General features: G+C 61.9%; 21 protein-coding genes. 15 read left to right on the forward strand and 6 right to left on the reverse strand.

The features are described from left to right. A partial coding sequence (locus tag HK23_RS00005) for an SDR family NAD(P)-dependent oxidoreductase (RefSeq protein ID WP_143217447.1) occupies positions 1-696 on the forward strand: 696 nt, incomplete at its 5' end. 40 nt (positions 697-736) lie between these two features. Further along, positions 737-2,098, forward strand: coding sequence for a purine-cytosine permease family protein (locus HK23_RS00010; protein ID WP_256939987.1), 1,362 nt, complete (start codon positions 737-739; stop codon positions 2,096-2,098). On the opposite strand, the gene rlmB is transcribed toward HK23_RS00010, so the two are convergent. Next, on the reverse strand, positions 2,032-2,868 hold the full coding sequence (gene rlmB / locus HK23_RS00015; protein WP_086652404.1) for a 23S rRNA (guanosine(2251)-2'-O)-methyltransferase RlmB: 837 nt from the start codon (positions 2,866-2,868) through the stop codon (positions 2,032-2,034). The genes HK23_RS00010 and rlmB overlap by 67 nt on opposite strands. Positions 2,869-2,987: 119 nt before the next feature. Here rlmB and HK23_RS00020 point away from each other — a divergent pair, with 119 nt between their 5' ends. From HK23_RS00020 to lptB, 8 genes are all read left to right on the forward strand, one after another. Next, on the forward strand, positions 2,988-3,494 hold the full coding sequence (locus HK23_RS00020) for a YaiI/YqxD family protein (protein WP_063907933.1): 507 nt from the start codon (positions 2,988-2,990) through the stop codon (positions 3,492-3,494). Positions 3,495-3,594: 100 nt separating this feature from the next. Beyond that, complete coding sequence (locus HK23_RS00025; RefSeq protein ID WP_086652405.1) at positions 3,595-3,819, forward strand: hypothetical protein; 225 nt, start codon at positions 3,595-3,597, stop codon at positions 3,817-3,819. Between the two features lie 203 nt (positions 3,820-4,022). Next, on the forward strand, positions 4,023-4,586 hold the full coding sequence (locus tag HK23_RS00030; RefSeq protein WP_231888431.1) for a DedA family protein: 564 nt from the start codon (positions 4,023-4,025) through the stop codon (positions 4,584-4,586). A gap of 118 nt (positions 4,587-4,704) precedes the next feature. Beyond that, positions 4,705-5,364: a ribonuclease D gene (locus tag HK23_RS00035; protein WP_063908351.1), complete on the forward strand. Its 660-nt coding sequence runs from the start codon at positions 4,705-4,707 to the stop codon at positions 5,362-5,364. Positions 5,365-5,390: 26 nt separating this feature from the next. Then, complete coding sequence (locus HK23_RS00040; RefSeq protein ID WP_086652406.1) at positions 5,391-6,398, forward strand: KpsF/GutQ family sugar-phosphate isomerase; 1,008 nt, start codon at positions 5,391-5,393, stop codon at positions 6,396-6,398. Continuing rightward, complete coding sequence (gene lptC / locus HK23_RS00045) at positions 6,395-7,129, forward strand: LPS export ABC transporter periplasmic protein LptC (RefSeq protein ID WP_063907929.1); 735 nt, start codon at positions 6,395-6,397, stop codon at positions 7,127-7,129. Before HK23_RS00040 ends, lptC begins: the two co-directional genes overlap by 4 nt. A gap of 1 nt (position 7,130) precedes the next feature. Further along, a complete protein-coding gene (locus HK23_RS00050) occupies positions 7,131-8,246 on the forward strand; it encodes an LptA/OstA family protein (protein WP_086652407.1) in 1,116 nt (371 codons plus the stop codon). Between the two features lie 3 nt (positions 8,247-8,249). Beyond that, positions 8,250-9,071 (forward strand): LPS export ABC transporter ATP-binding protein, encoded by an 822-nt coding sequence (gene lptB / locus HK23_RS00055; RefSeq protein WP_143217448.1) that lies wholly within the window; start codon positions 8,250-8,252, stop codon positions 9,069-9,071. Here the strand turns inward: lptB and HK23_RS00060 are convergent. Further along, positions 9,068-9,352 carry a hypothetical protein gene (locus HK23_RS00060; RefSeq protein WP_143217449.1) on the reverse strand — a complete coding sequence of 95 codons (285 nt, stop codon included), beginning with the start codon at positions 9,350-9,352 and terminating at the stop codon, positions 9,068-9,070. The genes lptB and HK23_RS00060 overlap by 4 nt on opposite strands. 327 nt (positions 9,353-9,679) lie before the next feature. On the opposite strand from HK23_RS00060, the gene hpf reads away from it, so the two are divergent. After that, positions 9,680-10,294: a ribosome hibernation-promoting factor, HPF/YfiA family gene (gene hpf / locus HK23_RS00065; protein ID WP_062250277.1), complete on the forward strand. Its 615-nt coding sequence runs from the start codon at positions 9,680-9,682 to the stop codon at positions 10,292-10,294. 101 nt (positions 10,295-10,395) lie between these two features. Here hpf and HK23_RS00070 read toward each other — a convergent pair whose 3' ends face one another. Both HK23_RS00070 and HK23_RS00075 read right to left on the reverse strand, forming a co-directional pair. Beyond that, positions 10,396-10,626, reverse strand: a complete 231-nt coding sequence (locus HK23_RS00070; RefSeq protein WP_373270297.1) for a DUF1150 family protein — start codon at positions 10,624-10,626, stop codon at positions 10,396-10,398. A gap of 112 nt (positions 10,627-10,738) precedes the next feature. Beyond that, positions 10,739-11,230 carry an Hsp20 family protein gene (locus tag HK23_RS00075; protein ID WP_062140536.1) on the reverse strand — a complete coding sequence of 164 codons (492 nt, stop codon included), beginning with the start codon at positions 11,228-11,230 and terminating at the stop codon, positions 10,739-10,741. 242 nt (positions 11,231-11,472) lie between these two features. Between HK23_RS00075 and def the strand changes: the two genes are divergently transcribed. From def to truA, 3 genes are read left to right on the forward strand one after another with little or no spacing between them, the layout of a single operon-like run. Next, positions 11,473-12,033, forward strand: a complete 561-nt coding sequence (gene def, locus HK23_RS00080) for a peptide deformylase (protein WP_179193742.1) — start codon at positions 11,473-11,475, stop codon at positions 12,031-12,033. A 16-nt stretch (positions 12,034-12,049) separates the two neighbouring features. Then, positions 12,050-12,997: a methionyl-tRNA formyltransferase gene (gene fmt, locus HK23_RS00085; RefSeq protein ID WP_086652409.1), complete on the forward strand. Its 948-nt coding sequence runs from the start codon at positions 12,050-12,052 to the stop codon at positions 12,995-12,997. Beyond that, the gene (gene truA, locus HK23_RS00090) at positions 12,994-13,860 is read left to right on the forward strand and encodes a tRNA pseudouridine(38-40) synthase TruA (protein ID WP_086652410.1); all 867 of its coding nucleotides are present in this window, start codon (positions 12,994-12,996) and stop codon (positions 13,858-13,860) included. Before fmt ends, truA begins: the two co-directional genes overlap by 4 nt. Positions 13,861-13,892: 32 nt before the next feature. Here truA and HK23_RS00095 read toward each other — a convergent pair whose 3' ends face one another. Both HK23_RS00095 and HK23_RS00100 read right to left on the reverse strand, forming a co-directional pair. Continuing rightward, on the reverse strand, positions 13,893-14,987 hold the full coding sequence (locus HK23_RS00095; RefSeq protein WP_086652411.1) for an NAD(P)H-dependent flavin oxidoreductase: 1,095 nt from the start codon (positions 14,985-14,987) through the stop codon (positions 13,893-13,895). A 7-nt stretch (positions 14,988-14,994) separates the two neighbouring features. Next, the gene (locus tag HK23_RS00100) at positions 14,995-15,894 is read right to left on the reverse strand and encodes a LysR family transcriptional regulator (RefSeq protein ID WP_256939989.1); all 900 of its coding nucleotides are present in this window, start codon (positions 15,892-15,894) and stop codon (positions 14,995-14,997) included. Positions 15,895-15,983: 89 nt separating this feature from the next. On the opposite strand from HK23_RS00100, the gene HK23_RS00105 reads away from it, so the two are divergent. Beyond that, the gene (locus HK23_RS00105) at positions 15,984-17,057 is read left to right on the forward strand and encodes a YeiH family protein (RefSeq protein ID WP_218777680.1); all 1,074 of its coding nucleotides are present in this window, start codon (positions 15,984-15,986) and stop codon (positions 17,055-17,057) included. Positions 17,058-17,206 lie beyond the last annotated feature (149 nt).

Consider the following 17,206-nt stretch of genomic DNA (forward strand, 5'->3'; position numbering starts at 1 on the left):
GACGCGCCCCGCCAGTGCATCTCCCGCGGGGCGGCGGCAGAGATCCGCCTGTGTGACGTCACAGACCGCCTCGGCATGGAAGAATGGGTGCATAATACCGGCCATCTGGACATGGTTCTGGCCTGCGCGGGCATTACCGGGGGCACCCGTAGGGCACCGGCACCGGACGATGCACCGTATGAGCCGGACGCGCAGATCCGCCGGATGTTTGACACCAATGTGCAGGGCGTACTGAACACCGTGCTACCCGCCCTGCAAATCATGCGCCGCCAGCCGCGTGCAGATGATGGCATGCGGGGGCGCATCTGCGCTATTTCCTCCGTTGCAGGCATTGTCTCCTATCCCGGCACCCCGTCCTACAGCGCCTCCAAAGCGGCGGTGGACCGGTTTATGGTCGCCACCGGCGGCAACATGAAGCAGGCGGGGATTTTGATGACCTCCGTTGTCTGCGGCTTTCTCAACACCCCCATGGTGGCCCGCAACCACTTCCCCATGCCGGGGCTGACGGACGTGGATAACGCCAGCCGCCGTATTCTGCGTGGACTGCGGCGGAATGAACGGCGCATTGTCTTTCCGCGCTGGCTGGTGGCTGGCTCCCGTTTTATGGACCTGCTGCCTATCCGTCTGGCCGAAGCCTATTATAATCATCAGCCCACCGGCGCTGCTGGCAGCATGCCGGAACCGGATCTGTCTTAACGCGCTTCTTCTGCCCCGCCTTTTCAGGACCTGACCCGGCATGACAAAGCCTCCCGCCTCTTCCGGCCCTGCCTCCACCCAGCACCACCTGATGGAGGATCTTTCCGAAGCCTCCGTGCGGGAGCCCGTGCCTGCGGACCAGAAAACCATGGCGCTGGACAAGGTGTTCTGGAGCCATTTCTCCCCCAATCTGGGGCCGGGCGGCTGGGTGACGGGGGCGCTCCTGATCAGTCTGGGGCTGGATTTCAAAACCGGGGTGCTGGCGGTTCTGCTTGGCAACCTGATTGGCGCGCTGCCGGTCGCCCTTGCAGCCTCCATCGGCCCTGCCACTGGCCTGACGCAGATGGAAGCCTCCCGCCGCGCACTGGGGCGACTGGGTGTGCGCCCTCCGGCCTTCCTCAACTGGATTTACTGCGTGGGGTGGGACGCGGTGAACAACGTGCCCGCCGCCACGGCCCTGATGGCGTTGCTCATGCTGGCAGGCGTGGCGCTGCCCTTCTGGTTCGCGCTGGCTGTTCTGGCCTCCGTGCAGATGGTGGCCTCCATTTACGGGCACCATGTGGTGCAGGCCGTGCAGAAATATCTGGGCGGCCTGCTGCTGGTCACGTTCATTCTGATGGGCGTGGTGTTTGCTGTGCGTGGCTCTGCCCCCATTGCAGCACATCACCCTGTCAGCCTCTCCACCTTCCTGCTGGCAACGGGGATTCTGGTCAGCTTCAACCTCTCATGGGCGTCCTATTCCTCAGACTACACGCGCTATCTGCCTGCCGATACCAACCCGAAAAAAGTGGTCTGGCTGGCGCTGGCCGGATTGCTGAGTTCCGCCATTCCGTTCCAGATTCTTGGGCTGATCAGCGCGGGGAGTGTGGCTAATCCGTCTCCCACGGCTGTCATTGCCTCACTCCAGCAGGCCATGGGGCCGCTGGGGGCTGTGGCGCTGGCGGCTATCGCGCTCTCTTCCATCACCGGCAATTCGTTTAACGATAACACGGCCAGCTACAGCCTGATCTCCGCTGGCCTGCATGTGCCACGCGTGACCGCCGCTATCCTCACCGCCCTGTTAGGCTATGGGCTGGCTGTGGCCGGAGCCGGGCGTTACACCGCGCTCTATACGGATTATCTGCTGGTCACGATGTACTGGATTGCGCCGTGGATCGGCATTGTGCTGGCTGACTGGTATTGCGGCACCCGCCAGTCGCGCCCAGTGCCTCCGGGCTGGACGTATGGAGCCACGATTTTTGCTGTGACCTCCGTACTGACCATCCTGCTGTTTTCGGACAGTCAGCTTTACACCGGCCCCGTCGCCCGCTGGCTGGACGGAGCCGATATCGGGTCTTACGTGGGCTTCTTTGTGGCCGGGGGCTGGTATGTGCTGGGCATGCGTTCCCGCGCCAGTTCATAAAGCCCAACGGCTGCGGCCACAGACACGTTCAGGCTTTCCATCTCACCCGGCATGTATAGCCCGGCAATTTCATCACAGCTTTCCCGCGTCAGGCGGCGCAGGCCCTTGCCTTCCGCGCCCAGCACGAGGGCCACACGGCGACCCTTGAAAGACGGACCATCCAGCAGGCCACCGCCAGCATCCAGCCCGACCGTCCAGCAGCCACCCTTCTGCAAAGCTTCAATCGCACGGGACAGATTGACTTCCCGCACCATCGGCACCGTTTCCAGCGCGCCAGAGGCCGCTTTAGCCAGCACGGCGGTTTCTTCTGGCGCGTTGCGGTCCTGCACCACAAGGCAGGCGGCCCCAAAGGCCGCGGCAGACCGCAGGATTGCGCCCACATTGCGCGGGTCCGTCACCTGATCCAGCACCAGCACCGGGCCGGGGCGTTCCAGTGCTTCTTCCAGCGTCAGGTTAGGCAGCGCCTTGACCAGAACGGCCACGCCCTGATGCACGGCGTCCTCACCCAGCATGTCATCCAGACGGGCGCGCTGCACAATTTCCGGCTCAATGCGAATGACGGCCCCGGCCTCTTTTGCCGCCAGCAGCGCCGGATGCTCGGGCTCCGTCACCAGCAGGCGCTGAAACACGCGGTTCGGGTTAGCCAGAGCCGCTGCCACGGCGTGGGTGCCAAACAGCCAGCAGGCGCCAGCGGGTGCGGCCCCCTCGCGCCCTGCGGGAGAAGAATTGCGTGAGCGGCGGGACGGACGGCCAGAACGGGGAGGACGCATGAAAAACCTTGAGCTGTCGTGTTCAGCCTCTTCCCTACCGCAAACTCCCACCGGCGGGCTATCCCCCTTTGCCGCGTCTCCCTTGCCACCATGTTGCGGCAGGGCATAGGATTCAGACCATGATACGTATTTTTATAGACGCCGATGCCTGCCCGGTGCGGGATGAAACCTATCAGGTGGCCAGTCGCCACGGGTTGAAAACCTATGTGGTCTCCAACCGCCTGCTGGCCGCCCCCGCCTCCCCGCAGATTGAGCGCATTGTCGTGACGGACGGCATGGACGTGGCGGATGACTGGATTGCCGAGCACGTCAAAGCGCATGACATCGTCATTTCCTCAGACATTCCGCTGGCCGCCCGTTGCGTGGCAAAAGGGGCGTGTGTGCTGAACCCCAATGGCCGCATTCTGGATGAAAACGCCATCGGCATGGCGCTGGCCATGCGCAACCTGATGGAAGACCTCCGCTCCACCGGAACCATGCTGGGCGGCGGGAAAAGCTTTACCAAAAAAGACCGCTCAACATTTCTCTCTGCACTGGATACAGCGGTGGTGCGCGGCAAAAAACAGGCCGCAGGCAGCGTTCTGGCGGCCCGTCTGGCCGCCCCGCCGGGTGGGCGGAGTGTCTGAAAATTCAGACAGTCTCAGATTGTAAAATTGAAGGTGCGACCGGAAGATCCTGCTGGTAAGACTGCTAAAGGCCAGATGATTCGCAAGGGAGTTTTTAAACATGCCAGCGCGCCGCCCTACCCGCTCTGATAATGACGACTTCTCTGACGAGACGCCTGAAAACGAAGCCTATGCGTTCTCCCTGCTTCAGGACGAAGAGGATGAAGAACAACGCCAGCGTGCGGAAGAAAACGAAGACATTCTTGAAGAAATGACAGACTACGCCGACCATTATCTTGGCGATAATCAGGATGATGAGTTCCCCGAGGACGATCAGGACTTCTAAACCCTTCTGCGAGACGACCGAAGAACTGCCATGCCGCAACCTGCCTTCTCCCAGTAAAAGGTTTGCGGCATGGTCCGCATCACCCCGTGCGGTTCTGTCGCACTCTCCTGCACAAGGACACCTGACCCCTGCTGCACCATCTGGACACGCTGCTTCAGCATTACGGCTATGGCATTGTTACCCTGATTGTCATGATGGAGAGCATGGGTGTGCCTGTGCCGGCCGAGGCCTGCATCATCACGGCCTCGCTGTATTGTCTGAAAACCCATCATCTTGCCATTGGCTGGGTGGCCGTTGCCGCCGTGGCGGGCGCAATTATTGGCGATAATATTGGCTACATTATTGGTCGCAAGGTCGGACTGCCGCTGCTGGAAAAATACGGCCCCCGTTTCGGTCTGACCTCTGAGCGGCTGATCTTGGGGCAATATCTGTTCCACCATCACGGCAGCGCCATTGTGTTCTGTGGCCGGTTTATTTCCGTGGTGCGCGTGTTTGTGGCCGTGCTGGCCGGGGCGTGCCGCATGCACTGGCCGCGCTTCATGCTGTTTAACGCACTGGGGGGCACCTGCTGGGCAGGTGGTTATGCGCTGGGCACCTACGCACTGGGGCGCAAAATTTCAGAAGTCTCTGGCCCGGTTGGTCTTGTTATCGGTCTTGCAGCCCTTGGCGGCATGATCGCCATGGGGCGTTTCCTGAAGAAAAATGAGGCGCGGCTGACGCAGCTTGCCTTGCAGGAATCCCGAAACGGCACACTCTCAGCATCCTGAGCGCCGCACCGTTACCATCAAATCGCCTGAAAGCCTCGGCAGGGTGTCCGCAATGGACATTCCGCCATCCCGGCTGTATCCGTCTGAGCCTGATCAACAACAAGGCATGGAGCGGGTCATGAACGCATCCCGGAGCTCTTCCGAGGGCAGCATCACTCTACATCGCAACGACCTGCCCGACGGGCTGACCTTTACCGGGTCCGTTGCCGTGGATACGGAAACCATGGGCCTCAACCCCCATCGGGACCGGCTGTGCCTTGTGCAGCTTTCCGCAGGGGATGGCACCGCGCATCTGGTGCAGATCATCCCGGAATCCCTTGGCGGCAAGGGCTATGACTGCCCGAACCTCAAGCGCCTGATGGCTGATCCCGCCGTGACCAAAATCATGCATTTCGCACGGTTTGATGTCGCTATCCTCCAGCACGCGCTGGGCATTACCGTCAGCCCTGTGGTCTGCACCAAAATTGCTGCCCGTCTGGTGCGCACCTTTACGGACCGCCACGGTCTGGCCGCTCTGTGCCGGGACATGCTGGGCGTTGAGTTGAGCAAGCAGCAGCAGACGTCTGACTGGGGGGCTGCCGACCTCAAGCCCGAACAACTGGCTTATGCTGCGTCTGACGTGCTGTATCTGCATGCGCTGTGGCAGAAGATGGATGCGCTGCTGCACCGGGAAGGCCGTCGTGAGCTGGCTCAGGCCTGCTATGACTTCCTGCCCGCCCGTGCCCGGCTTGACCTTCTGGGTTATGAAGACCCGGATATCTTTTCTCACCGCGCCTGATCCAGCCGGACCGGAGCCCGCCCTGCATGACAGAACACGCCACCTTAGACCTGCCCGACCGCCTCGCGACCGAGGCCGCAGCCGTCATCCAGACCGAACGCGCCGGACTGGATGCGCTGGACCGCGCGTTGCAGGACCCAGCGGGACTGGGCGGCGCGTTTGCACGGGCCGTGGACATTCTGCTCCATGTGTCGGGCCGCGTGGTGGTGACCGGCATTGGCAAATCCGGCCATGTGGCCCGGAAAATTCAGGCTACCCTGTGCTCCACCGGCACCCCGGCCCTGTTTGTCCACCCTGCCGAGGCCTCTCATGGGGATCTGGGCATGGTGCAGCCGGGGGATGCGGTGCTGGCTTTCTCCAATTCCGGTGAGACGACGGAACTGGGCGATATTGCCGCCCACACTCGCAAAACGGGCCTGCCTCTTCTGGCCGTCACCAGCCGGGCAAATTCCACTCTGGCCTCTGCGGCGGATGTGGCGCTCACCCTGCCCGCCATGCCGGAAGCCTGCCCAATGGGGCTGGCCCCCACCACCAGCACCCTGATGCAACTTGCGTTTGGGGATGCGCTGGCCGTGGTCCTGCTGCGCCAGCGCGGCTTTACGGCCAGTGACTTTGGCAACTACCACCCCGGTGGCCGTCTGGGCAGCCGCCTGCGCACTGTAAAAGAGCTGATGCGTACTGGCGCAGACCTTCCTCTGGGGCGGGAAGACACCCCGATGCGGGATGTCATTATGGAAATGACGCGGCAGGCTCTAGGCTGCATTGGCATTCTGGACCATAATGGCTGTCTGGCGGGGCTGATCACAGATGGTGACCTGCGCCGCGCGCTGGACCATGATCTGACAACCACGCTGGCAAAGGATGTCATGAACCGTCACCCTCTCACCATAGGGCCTGACATTTTTGCTGCTGATGCGCTGCGCATGATGAACGAACGCGACCGCCCCATTACCTCCCTGTTCATTCTGGATGCAGACCGCCGCCCGATGGGCGTGGTGCATGTGCATGATCTGCTGCGGGCAGGTGTGGGATGACGGAACCTTCCGGCCGCCCGCCCCAACGCGATGACTTTGCCCGCTCGGAAGAAACCGTCCGCCAGCAGCGTGAGCGCATGGCTCCTTCCGTCGCGCGCCGCCTGCCGCCAGATGCGGGGGAACTGGCCCGCCGGCGGATGCTGCTGCGCTGGGCCAAATGGGTTCTGCCCGCCACGGCTCTGCTGCTGCTCAGCTCCATTGCCGTCTGGCCGGAAGTGGACCGGCTGATTAACGCCAACAAGGCGGCGCTCAAGGAAATCTCCAAGGTCAAGGTGGAAAGCGGCAATCTGATTGGCGCGACCTATCGGGGCGTGGATGAGCATAACCGCCCCTTCATGATCACAGCGGACAGTGCGCATCAGGCCAACCCGGAACGGATGGATCTGGACAACCCCGTGGCTGATATCCTCAGTCAGGGAGGGAGCTGGCTTCTGGTCCGATCGGAAAAAGGGGTCTACATGCAGCATGCACAGATTCTTGACCTGACAGGAGAAGTCACCCTGTATCGTGATGATGGCCTTATGATGCGCAGCCCTGTGGCGGATGTGGATATCCGTACGGGCATTATTGCGTCCAATAGCTGGGTGCGGGCAGAAGGGCCGTTTGGCGTGCTTGATGCAAAAGGATATCTGGTGTCCCAGCATGAAGGCATTGCCCAGTTTCGCGGGCCGGGCCGACTGATTCTGAACGACGACCGCGGCAGCCATCCGGCTGATGGGAAGGCCTCCTGATATGCTCCTGACCTCCTCCTCCCGCCTGCGCGGCCTGCGCCGCCCGGTGCTGGCTCCCGCCTTCGGGCTTGCGGCCCTGCCACTGCTGGCTGCCCTGTTCTGTGGCACGGCCCACGCGCAGTCCATCGACCTCTCGCATGGCGGGCAGATTACCGTCACGGCAGCCGGTGGGTTTGACTGGGACCAGAACCAGAAAAAAGTCACGGCGTATGATCAGGCCAAAGCCGTCCGTGGGGACGTGACGGTAACAGCCGACAAGCTGATTGCCTATTACCGCAAGAAGGCCGCACCTGACGGCGCACCGGCGCCAGCGCAGGGTGAGGCTCCGGCTGGGGCCGTTACCGGCACAACGGCCAGTGCCAAACCGGGGTCTGATGCTCCCGCCGCTCCAACCGGCCAGCCTCCCGCCCCTGCCAGCACGCCTGCCCCGGCAGATGCCAAGCCCGCGGACGGTAAAGCCGAGGGCGGTGACCCGGATTCCTCCGGTGCTAATGAAATTTATCGACTGGAAGCGGTCGGCCACGTGCATATCTACACCCAGACTGATCAGGGCTGGGGTGATAAGGCCGTTTATGACATGGATCAGGCCGTGCTGGTGATGACCGGCAAGGCGCTGAAGCTGACCACCCCGCAGGATATTCTGACGGCGCGGGATTCCATGGAATATTACTCGCAGCAGCGCATTTCCATCGGGCGTGGCAATGCGACCGTAACCACCAATGACAACCGGCAGATCCGTGCGGATGTGCTGGTGGGCTACAGCGCCCCGCCGGACCAGTCCGCGCAGCCGGCAGACCAGAAGAAAGACGCAAACCAGACCTCGTCTGACCCGCTGGCCAATGGCTCCGGCAAGCTGGAAAAGGTCAACGCGTTTGGCCATGTGTGGGTCCGCACCCAGACGGAAACCGTCACCGGGGACCGGGGTGTGTATGTGCCAGACACCGGCATTGCGCGCATTGTGGGTAATGTGCACATCACCCGCGGGCCTAACCAGATTCAGGGCGCAGCGGCCATCATCAACATGCATACAGGTCTGGCGACCATGACAGAGCGCCCCGGCAGCCGCGTGAGCGGTCTGGTTGTACCCAACAGCGGCGACTCATCGGACAGGAAATAACGGATGACGCAGGAGATCAGCTGGACCTCGGAAGAAACGGTGGAAGATCAGGTCATCGGACCGGGTCCTGAACCGACGACCCTGAACGCCCCGCACGCGCCCGGCCATGGCCTGTTTGCCAACGGTATTGGCAAATCCTACAAAAAGCGCGAGGTGGTGAAGAACGTCTCCATCGAGGTGCATCGTGGCGAGGCCGTTGGTCTGCTCGGGCCGAACGGCGCCGGCAAAACCACCAGCTTTTATATGATTGTGGGTCTTGTACAGCCTGATACCGGCTCCATCACGCTGGATGGGGCGGATATTACGCAGCTGCCCATGTATCGGCGCGCGCGGCTGGGCATTGGCTACCTGCCGCAGGAAGCCAGCATTTTCCGTGGCCTGAATGTTGAACAGAACATCATGGCCGCACTGGAAGTCGTGGAGCGTGACCCGGACCAACGGGAAGTGATGCTGGATGGCCTGCTGAGTGAATTCGGCATTTCCCACCTGCGTCGCTCCCCCTCCCTCGCCCTTTCAGGCGGTGAACGGCGGCGTCTGGAAATTGCCCGCGCACTGGCCAGCCAGCCGCATTACATCCTGCTGGATGAGCCGCTGGCGGGGATTGACCCCATTGCGGTGGGCGAAATCCGAGACCTCGTCTCGCACCTGAAAGACCGCGGCATTGGCGTGCTGATTACCGACCATAACGTGCGTGAGACACTGGAAGTGATCGACCGCGCCTACATCATGCACAGCGGGCAGGTGCTGATGCAGGGCGTGCCGGAAGAGATTGTGGCGCATGAGGACGTGCGCCGTGTGTATCTGGGCGAGAGCTTCTCGCTCTAACGCCTCCCTTTGGTCACCAGCTGTGGCGGGGCCATCTCCGGCACGACCGGTGCAGGTTCCAGCGTGATGGGCGGCACTGGCAGGCGGGCGGCATCAGCCTTCGGCTTCTGCTTGACCACCTCTACCGGAATAACCACCTTTTCCATCGGCGGCTTATAGTGCGTCATGTACCACATGATGCTGCCGTAAGCGGCCAGCAGCACCAGCAGGATCGCGACTTTGGCCCGCCACTTGTGGCGCATTTTGGGCATGTTGACGGGCGGGCTGGATCTTAAAAGCATGGCATCCTGTCTGGCTTGCAACTCTGTCTTGTGTTGTATGCGCCAGCTTTCCGGCACAGCAACCCCGAAAGAGGTGGTTTTTTTCAGAGTCTGCCCTTAACGCGGCCGCTATAACGCCAGAATACCCCCGCTGGTTCCTATATTAAAACTGTCACAAACCCATAGACAGACCCCCGCCAACCATGCCCAAATACTGGCAGGCATGAGGGAGTCATCCCCGTGTCCTGACGAGTTAAGCCGCCTCCGCCTGAGAGAGGGCTGCATCTGTTACGGCTCCGCGCTCAGGCAAAGACGGTCCTGCTCTTAACCAGCGAGGAACGACATCCGATGCATATTCATGTTTCCGGTAAACAGATTGCTCTGTCCGATGCGCTCAAACATCGGGTCAATGCTCACCTGGGCGGCCTTGCAGAACGATATTTTGACAAGGCGCTGGAAGCCAATGTGACTTTCAGTAAAGCCCGTTCCTTCTTCACCTGCGATATCAACGTGCATGCAGGCCGCGGCCTGACCCTGCGCGGAGAAGGCGAGGCCGCAGACGCGAACGCCGCGTTTGATGATGCCGCCGAGCATATCGCCAAACGCCTGCGCCGCTACCATCGCCGCGTCACCTCCCACGCCCGCGCCACCAAGACAGCGGAGGCTCCGCCTGAAACCGGGCGGTCCTATGTGCTGAAATCCACCCCATCCGCTGCGGACACCAAAGCCCAGCAGGACAATGGCGTCGACCATGAAGCCACGGCAGAAGCCGAAACCTACGCCGCCATTATTGCGGAACACACCACGGATATCCCCACCCTGAGCGTGAGTGAGGCCGTCATGCGGCTGGATCTCGCCGCATGCAGCATTCTGCTGTTCCGTAACCGCAAAAATCAGCAGATCAATCTGGTTTACCGGCGGGATGACGGGAATATCGGCTGGGTGGATACGGGGCCGTCCTGAAGGACGTCCTCACCCTTTTTTCCACAAAAATACCCTGCCACATGACGGAATTTTCTTCCGGATGTGGCAGGGTTTTTCATAAGCTGGTCTTGCCCGAAGGCTTACTGGAGGCTGGCTGGCACCATATCGTGCTGGAGAATAACCCCCCACGCGGTTTCCAGATCATCCACCACCGCCAGCGGTGAGCCATCGGCTGCATGGATGGCGCAGCCTTCCTCGCCATCTTCTGTCAGAGCCGGGCGCACATAGGCGACATTGGCAACCCCCAGAGACCGAAACTGATTTTCGGAAAGCTGATGGACATCCAACGGTTTATCCGACTCATCGGGCATAAGAACAACACGTCCGTTGCGGGTCGTGACTCTCATGGTGTCTCCTTTCCGTATCTAGAAAGCCAACGCAGGCTGGCGGAAAAAGATCCCCGCCCGTCCTGCGCCGGGCTTTTCAGTCCTCCACCACCGTATGCAACATACGGGAGGTGCGCGGCTTCAGCCCGCTGGCCGAGGCCGCTGCACTTTTTGGGGTGCCGGGCTGCATGATCTCAATCCGCTTGACGCGCACTTCCGGCTGCGGGCGGAACAGATCAATATGCAGCAGGCCGTTATCCAGCCAGGCCCCGCCAATTTCTATACCCTCGGCCAGCACAAACGCCTTCTGGAACTGGCGGGAGGCAATGCCGCGGTGCAGATAGACATGCTCTTCACCATCTTCCACCTGCCGGCCACGGATCACCAGCTGGTTGTCTTCCTGCGTTATCTGGAGGTCATCCATCCGGAAGCCCGCAACGGCCAGCGTAATCCGCAGCCCGTTGGGGGCAATCTGTTCAATATTATAGGGTGGATACCCATCACCGTTGCCCTTGCTGGCCCGTTCGAGCATCTGCTCGAGGTGGTCAAAACCAAGGAACATGGGTGAGCCAAATACTCTGCCAGACATAAAGCCTCCCCTTTCTGAGCGAGACAGAAACCGGACCCTTCATGGCATCCGGCTTTCCTCACGATATGGGACACACGCGGCCAAACGCAAGACTGCACGGAAGCTCACGCATGCCTGAAAAGGCCCCTCAGGCGGCTTTGCACACCATACAGGAGCAGAGTGCGGCATATTTCCCACGCTTTTTGTGTCGTCAGCGCCATCTCCCTCTGGCGCAGGCGGGCGCGGGAGGTTAAATCGGGCGTATGACAGACGCAGCCATGACAGATGCAGCTTTTTCCGCTGCGGCGGCAGATGCCGCTCCTATGCCCATTCTCATTGCCCCGCATGCCGTGCTGCGGCGCAAGACGCGTGAGGTAAAACCGGAAGATATGGCGGACATCCGCCGGGTTCTGCCCAGCATGTTTTCCGCCATGTATGCCGCCCCCGGCATCGGGCTGGCCGCCCCGCAGGTGGGCCTCGGCCTGCGTTTTGCGCTGGTTGATCTGGGCGAGGAAGATGCGCGCGAGCCGATCGTGATGATCAACCCGGAAGTAATTGCCGAGACGGAAACACTGGCCGCGCGGGAGGAAGGCTGCCTTTCCCTGCCCAACCAGTATGCGGAAGTGACACGCCCGGAAAAGGTGCGCGTGCAGTGGCGCACTGTGGGTGGCGATGTGATGGAGCGTGAAGTGGACGGCCTGCTGGCCACCTGCATGCAGCATGAAATTGACCATCTGGAAGGCATCCTGTTTGTGGATCACCTCTCCGTGCTGCGCCGCAACATGATCCTGCGGCGACTGGCCAAGGAACAGAAGCGGAAATAAGCCGGAGGGCTGGCACATGCGTCTTATCTTCATGGGCACACCGGATTTTGCGGTCCCTGCCCTGCACGCCCTCCATGCCGCAGGGCACGAGATTGTCGCTGTGTATTCCCAGCCCCCGCGCCCCGCTGGCCGGGGCAAGGCGCTGCGGGCCTCGCCTGTGCAGCAGGCGGCGGAAGCCCTCGGCCTGCTGGTGCGCCACCCTGAAAAACTGCGCAAAAATGAGGAAGAATGGGCCGCTTTTGCTGCCCTTGAGGCCGATGCTGCCGTGGTAGCTGCTTATGGCCTCATTCTGCCGCAGGTCATGCTGGACGCGCCGCGCCTTGGCTGCCTGAATATCCATGCCAGCCTGTTGCCGCGCTGGCGTGGAGCCTCACCCATTCAGAGTTCTATTCTGGCGGGCGATAAAGAAAGCGGCGTGACCATCATGCAGATGGAAGCGGGCCTTGATACCGGCCCCATGCTGCTGCGTGAGGCCGTGCCCATTACGCCCGAGACCACCGCCACCAGTCTGCATGACGCGCTCAGCGCCATCGGCGGGCAACTGGCCGTGCGCGTGCTGGCCGAACGCCCTACCCCCACGCCTCAACCGGAAGAGGGCGTGACATACGCCCCTATGCTGACGCGGGAAGATGGCCGTCTGGACTGGTCCCAGTCTGCCGCAGCGCTGGACCTGCGTATTCGTGCCCTCACGCCCTGGCCCGGCACCTTTACCGTGCAGGCTGACGGCACCGTGCTGAAAATTGGCGCGGCTACCCCGTTGCCCGACCGCAAGCACACCGCCACCCCTGGCATTGCGCTGGATGACGCCCTGACCATTGCCTGTGGGGACGGCGCGCTCCGCCTGACCCGCCTGCAAAAGCCCGGTCGCGGCATGATGGATGCTGATGCTTTCCTGCGCGGCCAGCCTATGCCCGCAGGCACGCGCCTGTATCACACGCCGCCAGCCGCTCCCGCCTCCGAATGACAGAGCTGCCGTCGTTTCTCTCCGAACCCTCGCCCGTTTTTCCGTCTGATCCCCACAAGGATGCCCAGACTGATCAGGCGTTCCAGCGCTGGGCCGTTAAAATCGAATATGACGGCACGGGTCTCGTCGGCTGGCAGAAGCAGAGTGTGGGCACCTCCGTGCAGGGCCTGCTGGAAGCTGCGGCCACCCGGATGGCTAATGGACGGCGCGTTTCCAGCATTACGGCCGGGCGGACAGATGCCGGCGTGCATGCCACAGGGCAGGTCGCGCATCTGGACTTCCCCGCAGATATGAACCTCGCCCCCCATATCGTCCGTGACGGACTGAGCTACCATCTGAAGCCCCACCCCGTGGCCGTGCTTCAGGCCGCGCTTGTCACGGAAAAATGGAGCGCACGGTTTTCCGCTACATGGCGCTCCTACCTCTACCGCATTATCAACCGGCCCTCACCGCCTGCTCTTGGGGCCACCCATATGTGGCATGTGCGCGCCCGCCTGAATCTGGACCGGATGCGGCAGGGTGCGGACAGGCTGGTGGGCACGCATGATTTTACGTCCTTCCGGGCCGCGGCCTGTCAGGCCAGAAACCCGGTCCGCACGCTGGACAGCCTGACAGTGGAACGTGTGGGAGAGGAAGTGCACATCCGCACCCGCGCGCGGTCCTTCCTGCACCATCAGGTGCGGAACATGGTAGGCACGCTGGTCCTTGTGGGCAGAGAACGCTGGGACCCGGAACGCATTACCGCAGCGCTGGAAGCCCGCTCCCGCACAGCTGGCGGCCCAACAGCCCCGGCGGAAGGCCTGTATCTGACCGGCGTAGGCTATAACCCTGACCCGTTTGCGGACCCGCCAACCTCATACTAGCCCTGTGCGGAAACACGCAGCCCGCCACGTCATCACACCAAACTTTTCCGCTCCATCTGGCGCGCTCGCCGCTTCAGAATTTCCGTGTATTCCGCCTGAATTTCCCGGACCAACCGGGCCGCTGGCAGAGCACGGGCCAGCGGTGCGCCCTGCCCGGCCCAGTATGCGCCAAAACCTGCCTCGCCGTGGGTTCGGGCTGCTCTGGCCAGCGCCTTCCCGGCATCATACGCAATGGGATAATCCGGGCACGGTGGCACGTCGGGCCGCTCAGCAAGTTCCGTAAAGCGGTTGGACAGCCCCCGCGCTGGCCGACCGGAAATCAGGCTGACCATACGAGTGTGAAAAGCCGACGGCCCCATCAGGGCTTTTCTATATCCCTCATCCAAACCCGTTTCCGGGCAGAGCAGAAACGCCGTGCCCATCTGCGCCGCAACCGCGCCCAGATCAAGCACTGCCGCCAGCCCGGCCCCATCCATAATTCCGCCAGCGGCAATCACCGGCCCATGACACTGGCGGCTGAGCAGACGGACCAGCGGCAAAGTGCCCAGTGCATCGTCCGGGGCATGCGGGTCAAACATGCCCCGATGCCCTCCGGCCTCAACGCCCTGTGCAATGACCGCATCCATTCCGGCAGCTTCCGCCGCCAGTGCCTCGGCAGGGCTGGTGACAGTCGCCAGAAGGAAAGCCCCCGTTTGTTTGAGGGCCATGACAGAGGCATCTGGGGGCAGTCCGAAATGGAAGCTGATGACAGGCGGTTTGACTTCCAGAAGAAGCGCCAGCATCTCCGGGTCATCCAGAAAACTTGTGTAGGGTGAAGACAGTTTTTCTGGCGGTGTCTCGTCGTACTCTACAAAAACAGGCGTCAGCCAGTGCAGCCAGCGTGCCTCACGCTCTGCATCTGCTCTGGGCGTAGGATGCACGAACAGATTGACGTTAAAGGGCCGGTCCGTTCTGGCGCGCACCTCCGCAATCAGGGCCCGTGCCTGCTCAGGCTTTGTCGCGCCAAGCCCCAACGCGCCCAACCCACCCGCATTAGACACTTCCGCTGCAAGCTGTGGCGTGGACACACCAGCCATCGGAGCCTGAAAGACCGGAACTCTCAGGCCGAGTTGTTCAAGAAGGGGCATAAGTTCTTCAGTCCGCAGAACGTTGGGCAATAAAATCCGTCAGAGCCTCAACGGCCTGACTGCGGTACCGTTCCTTGTGTCGCAGGCCGAAGAACACCCGCGGCCCAAAGGACACAGGCGCTGCGTGCAACGTGCCTGCCGCCAGCGCGGGGGCCACCACGAGTGAGGACAAACCCGCAATCCCCGCCCCGGCCTCCACTGCCGTGCGCACACTCTCGTTAGAGGGCAGAACCAGCGCCTCATGCAGGGTTTCCGGTTCCACGCCAATCTGCCGCAGGCAGTCATCCAGAGTAGACCGGGTGCCGGATCCCTGCTCCCGCATAATCCAGCGAGCTTTTTGCAAAGCCTCTGGCGTGCAGCTGTGTGCCTCAAACGGCGTGGACTGCACCAGCACCAGCTGATCCTGCGCAATAGGCCACTGCGCCAGAACGGGATTGTCCACCTTGCCTTCCACAATCCCCAGATCAGAACGACCAGCCTGCACATGCGCTGCCACCTGCGTGGTATTGCCAATTTCCAGCACGATTTCGATATGCGGGAACCGCTCACGGAAGGCCGCCAGCAGTGACGGCAACCAGTAAGCCGCAATGGTCTGGCTGGCCACCACGCGTAAGGTGCCGCGCTTTAAGCCGCTCAGATCATCCAGCATGGTTTCCGCCGCAGTCACACGGTCCAGAATGATGCGGGCTTCGGCCAGAAACAGCGTTCCGGCTTCCGTCAGCACAATACCCCGCCCGACACGATGAAACAGGCGGACCCCATGCCGGGCTTCCAAAGCGGCAATCGCGGCCGAGACCGCAGACTGTGTGACATGCAGGGCGCGGGCGGCCTCCGTCATGTGTTCACGCTCGGCCACACATAAAAAAATACGAAGCTGCTCCAGTGTCATACCAATCCGCCCCCTCATTCATCATTTTTACTGATTGGAATGAGAAAAACAATGCGTTGGATTGATTGATCTTCTGCGCCTAGATCAAACGGCAGAAGGAAATCGAAATGACGAAATCTGCCAAATCTTCCCTGATGCACACCACCCGCACCCTGCTGCCGGGCCTTGGTTTATGTGTGGCCGTTACCGCTGCGGCGTATGCGCTTCAATCACTCGAGGTGCTGGTGTTTGGCAAGGCCTGGCTGGAAGCACTGGTGCTGGCCATTCTGCTGGGCACCTGCGTACGCAGCCTGTGGTCTCCGGGGGAGAACTGGCATGCGGGCATCTGCTTTAGTGCACGGACCCTGCTTGAATTTTCTGTGGTGCTGCTGGGCGTATCCATCAGTGCGGCCAGTGTTGTCTCCCTCGGGCCAGTCCTGCTGGTGGGCATTGCTGCCGTCGTCGCCGCCGCCATTGTGGTCAGCTTTGGTATAGGCACGCTGCTGGGCCTGCCGCCCCGCATGGCGCTGCTGGTCGCCTGTGGAAACGCCATTTGCGGCAACTCTGCCATTGCCGCCGTCGCCCCCGTTATCCGGGCAGATGCAAAGGACGTGGCCGCTTCCATCGCCTTTACGGCTGTGCTGGGCGTGGTGGTGGTGCTTGGCCTGCCGGTGCTGGGTCTTGCTGCGGGGATGACGGGGTTGTCCTTCGGCATTTTTGCCGGGATGACGGTCTATGCCGTGCCGCAGGTTCTGGCCGCGACCTCCCCGCTGGGCACGCTGGCGGTGCAGATGGGCACCGTGGTCAAGCTGGTGCGGGTGCTCATGCTGGGGCCGGTCTGTTTTGTCCTCTCCCTGCTCGCCCCCAGACTGGCCCCGGAAAAGCCTGATGGCAGTAATGTCACCGCCGGTCCTGCCCCGACCAAACGGGCCAGCTTTGCGCAGTTCGTGCCCTGGTTCATTCTGGGCTTTCTGGCCCTCATGCTCTGCCGCACCTTCGGGCTTGTGCCTGTGCAGTGGATTGCCCCACTCAATCAGGTCGCCACGGTGCTGACCGTCATCTCCATGGCAGCCCTCGGGCTTGGCGTGGATGCACGGACAGTCACCAAAGCCGGGGGCCGCGTGACGACGGCCGTTATCCTGTCCCTTGCCGGACTAGGCGTGCTCACTCTGCTACTGCTGGATGTGGTGCATCTGCGGTAAGACCGGGGAGAAATTCGCCCTTCGTCCTGAACGACCGGGCGACAGAGACGCCTCCTGTAACCCGGCACAATAAAAAAGCCTGTGCAGCTTGAGAGAAACGATCTCAAACCAGCACAGGCTTTTTCAACACAGAGCGTCACTACCCTGCT

Origin of the sequence: Acetobacter malorum (genome assembly GCF_002153605.1) — a bacterium.
Taxonomy (GTDB): domain Bacteria; phylum Pseudomonadota; class Alphaproteobacteria; order Acetobacterales; family Acetobacteraceae; genus Acetobacter; species Acetobacter malorum_A.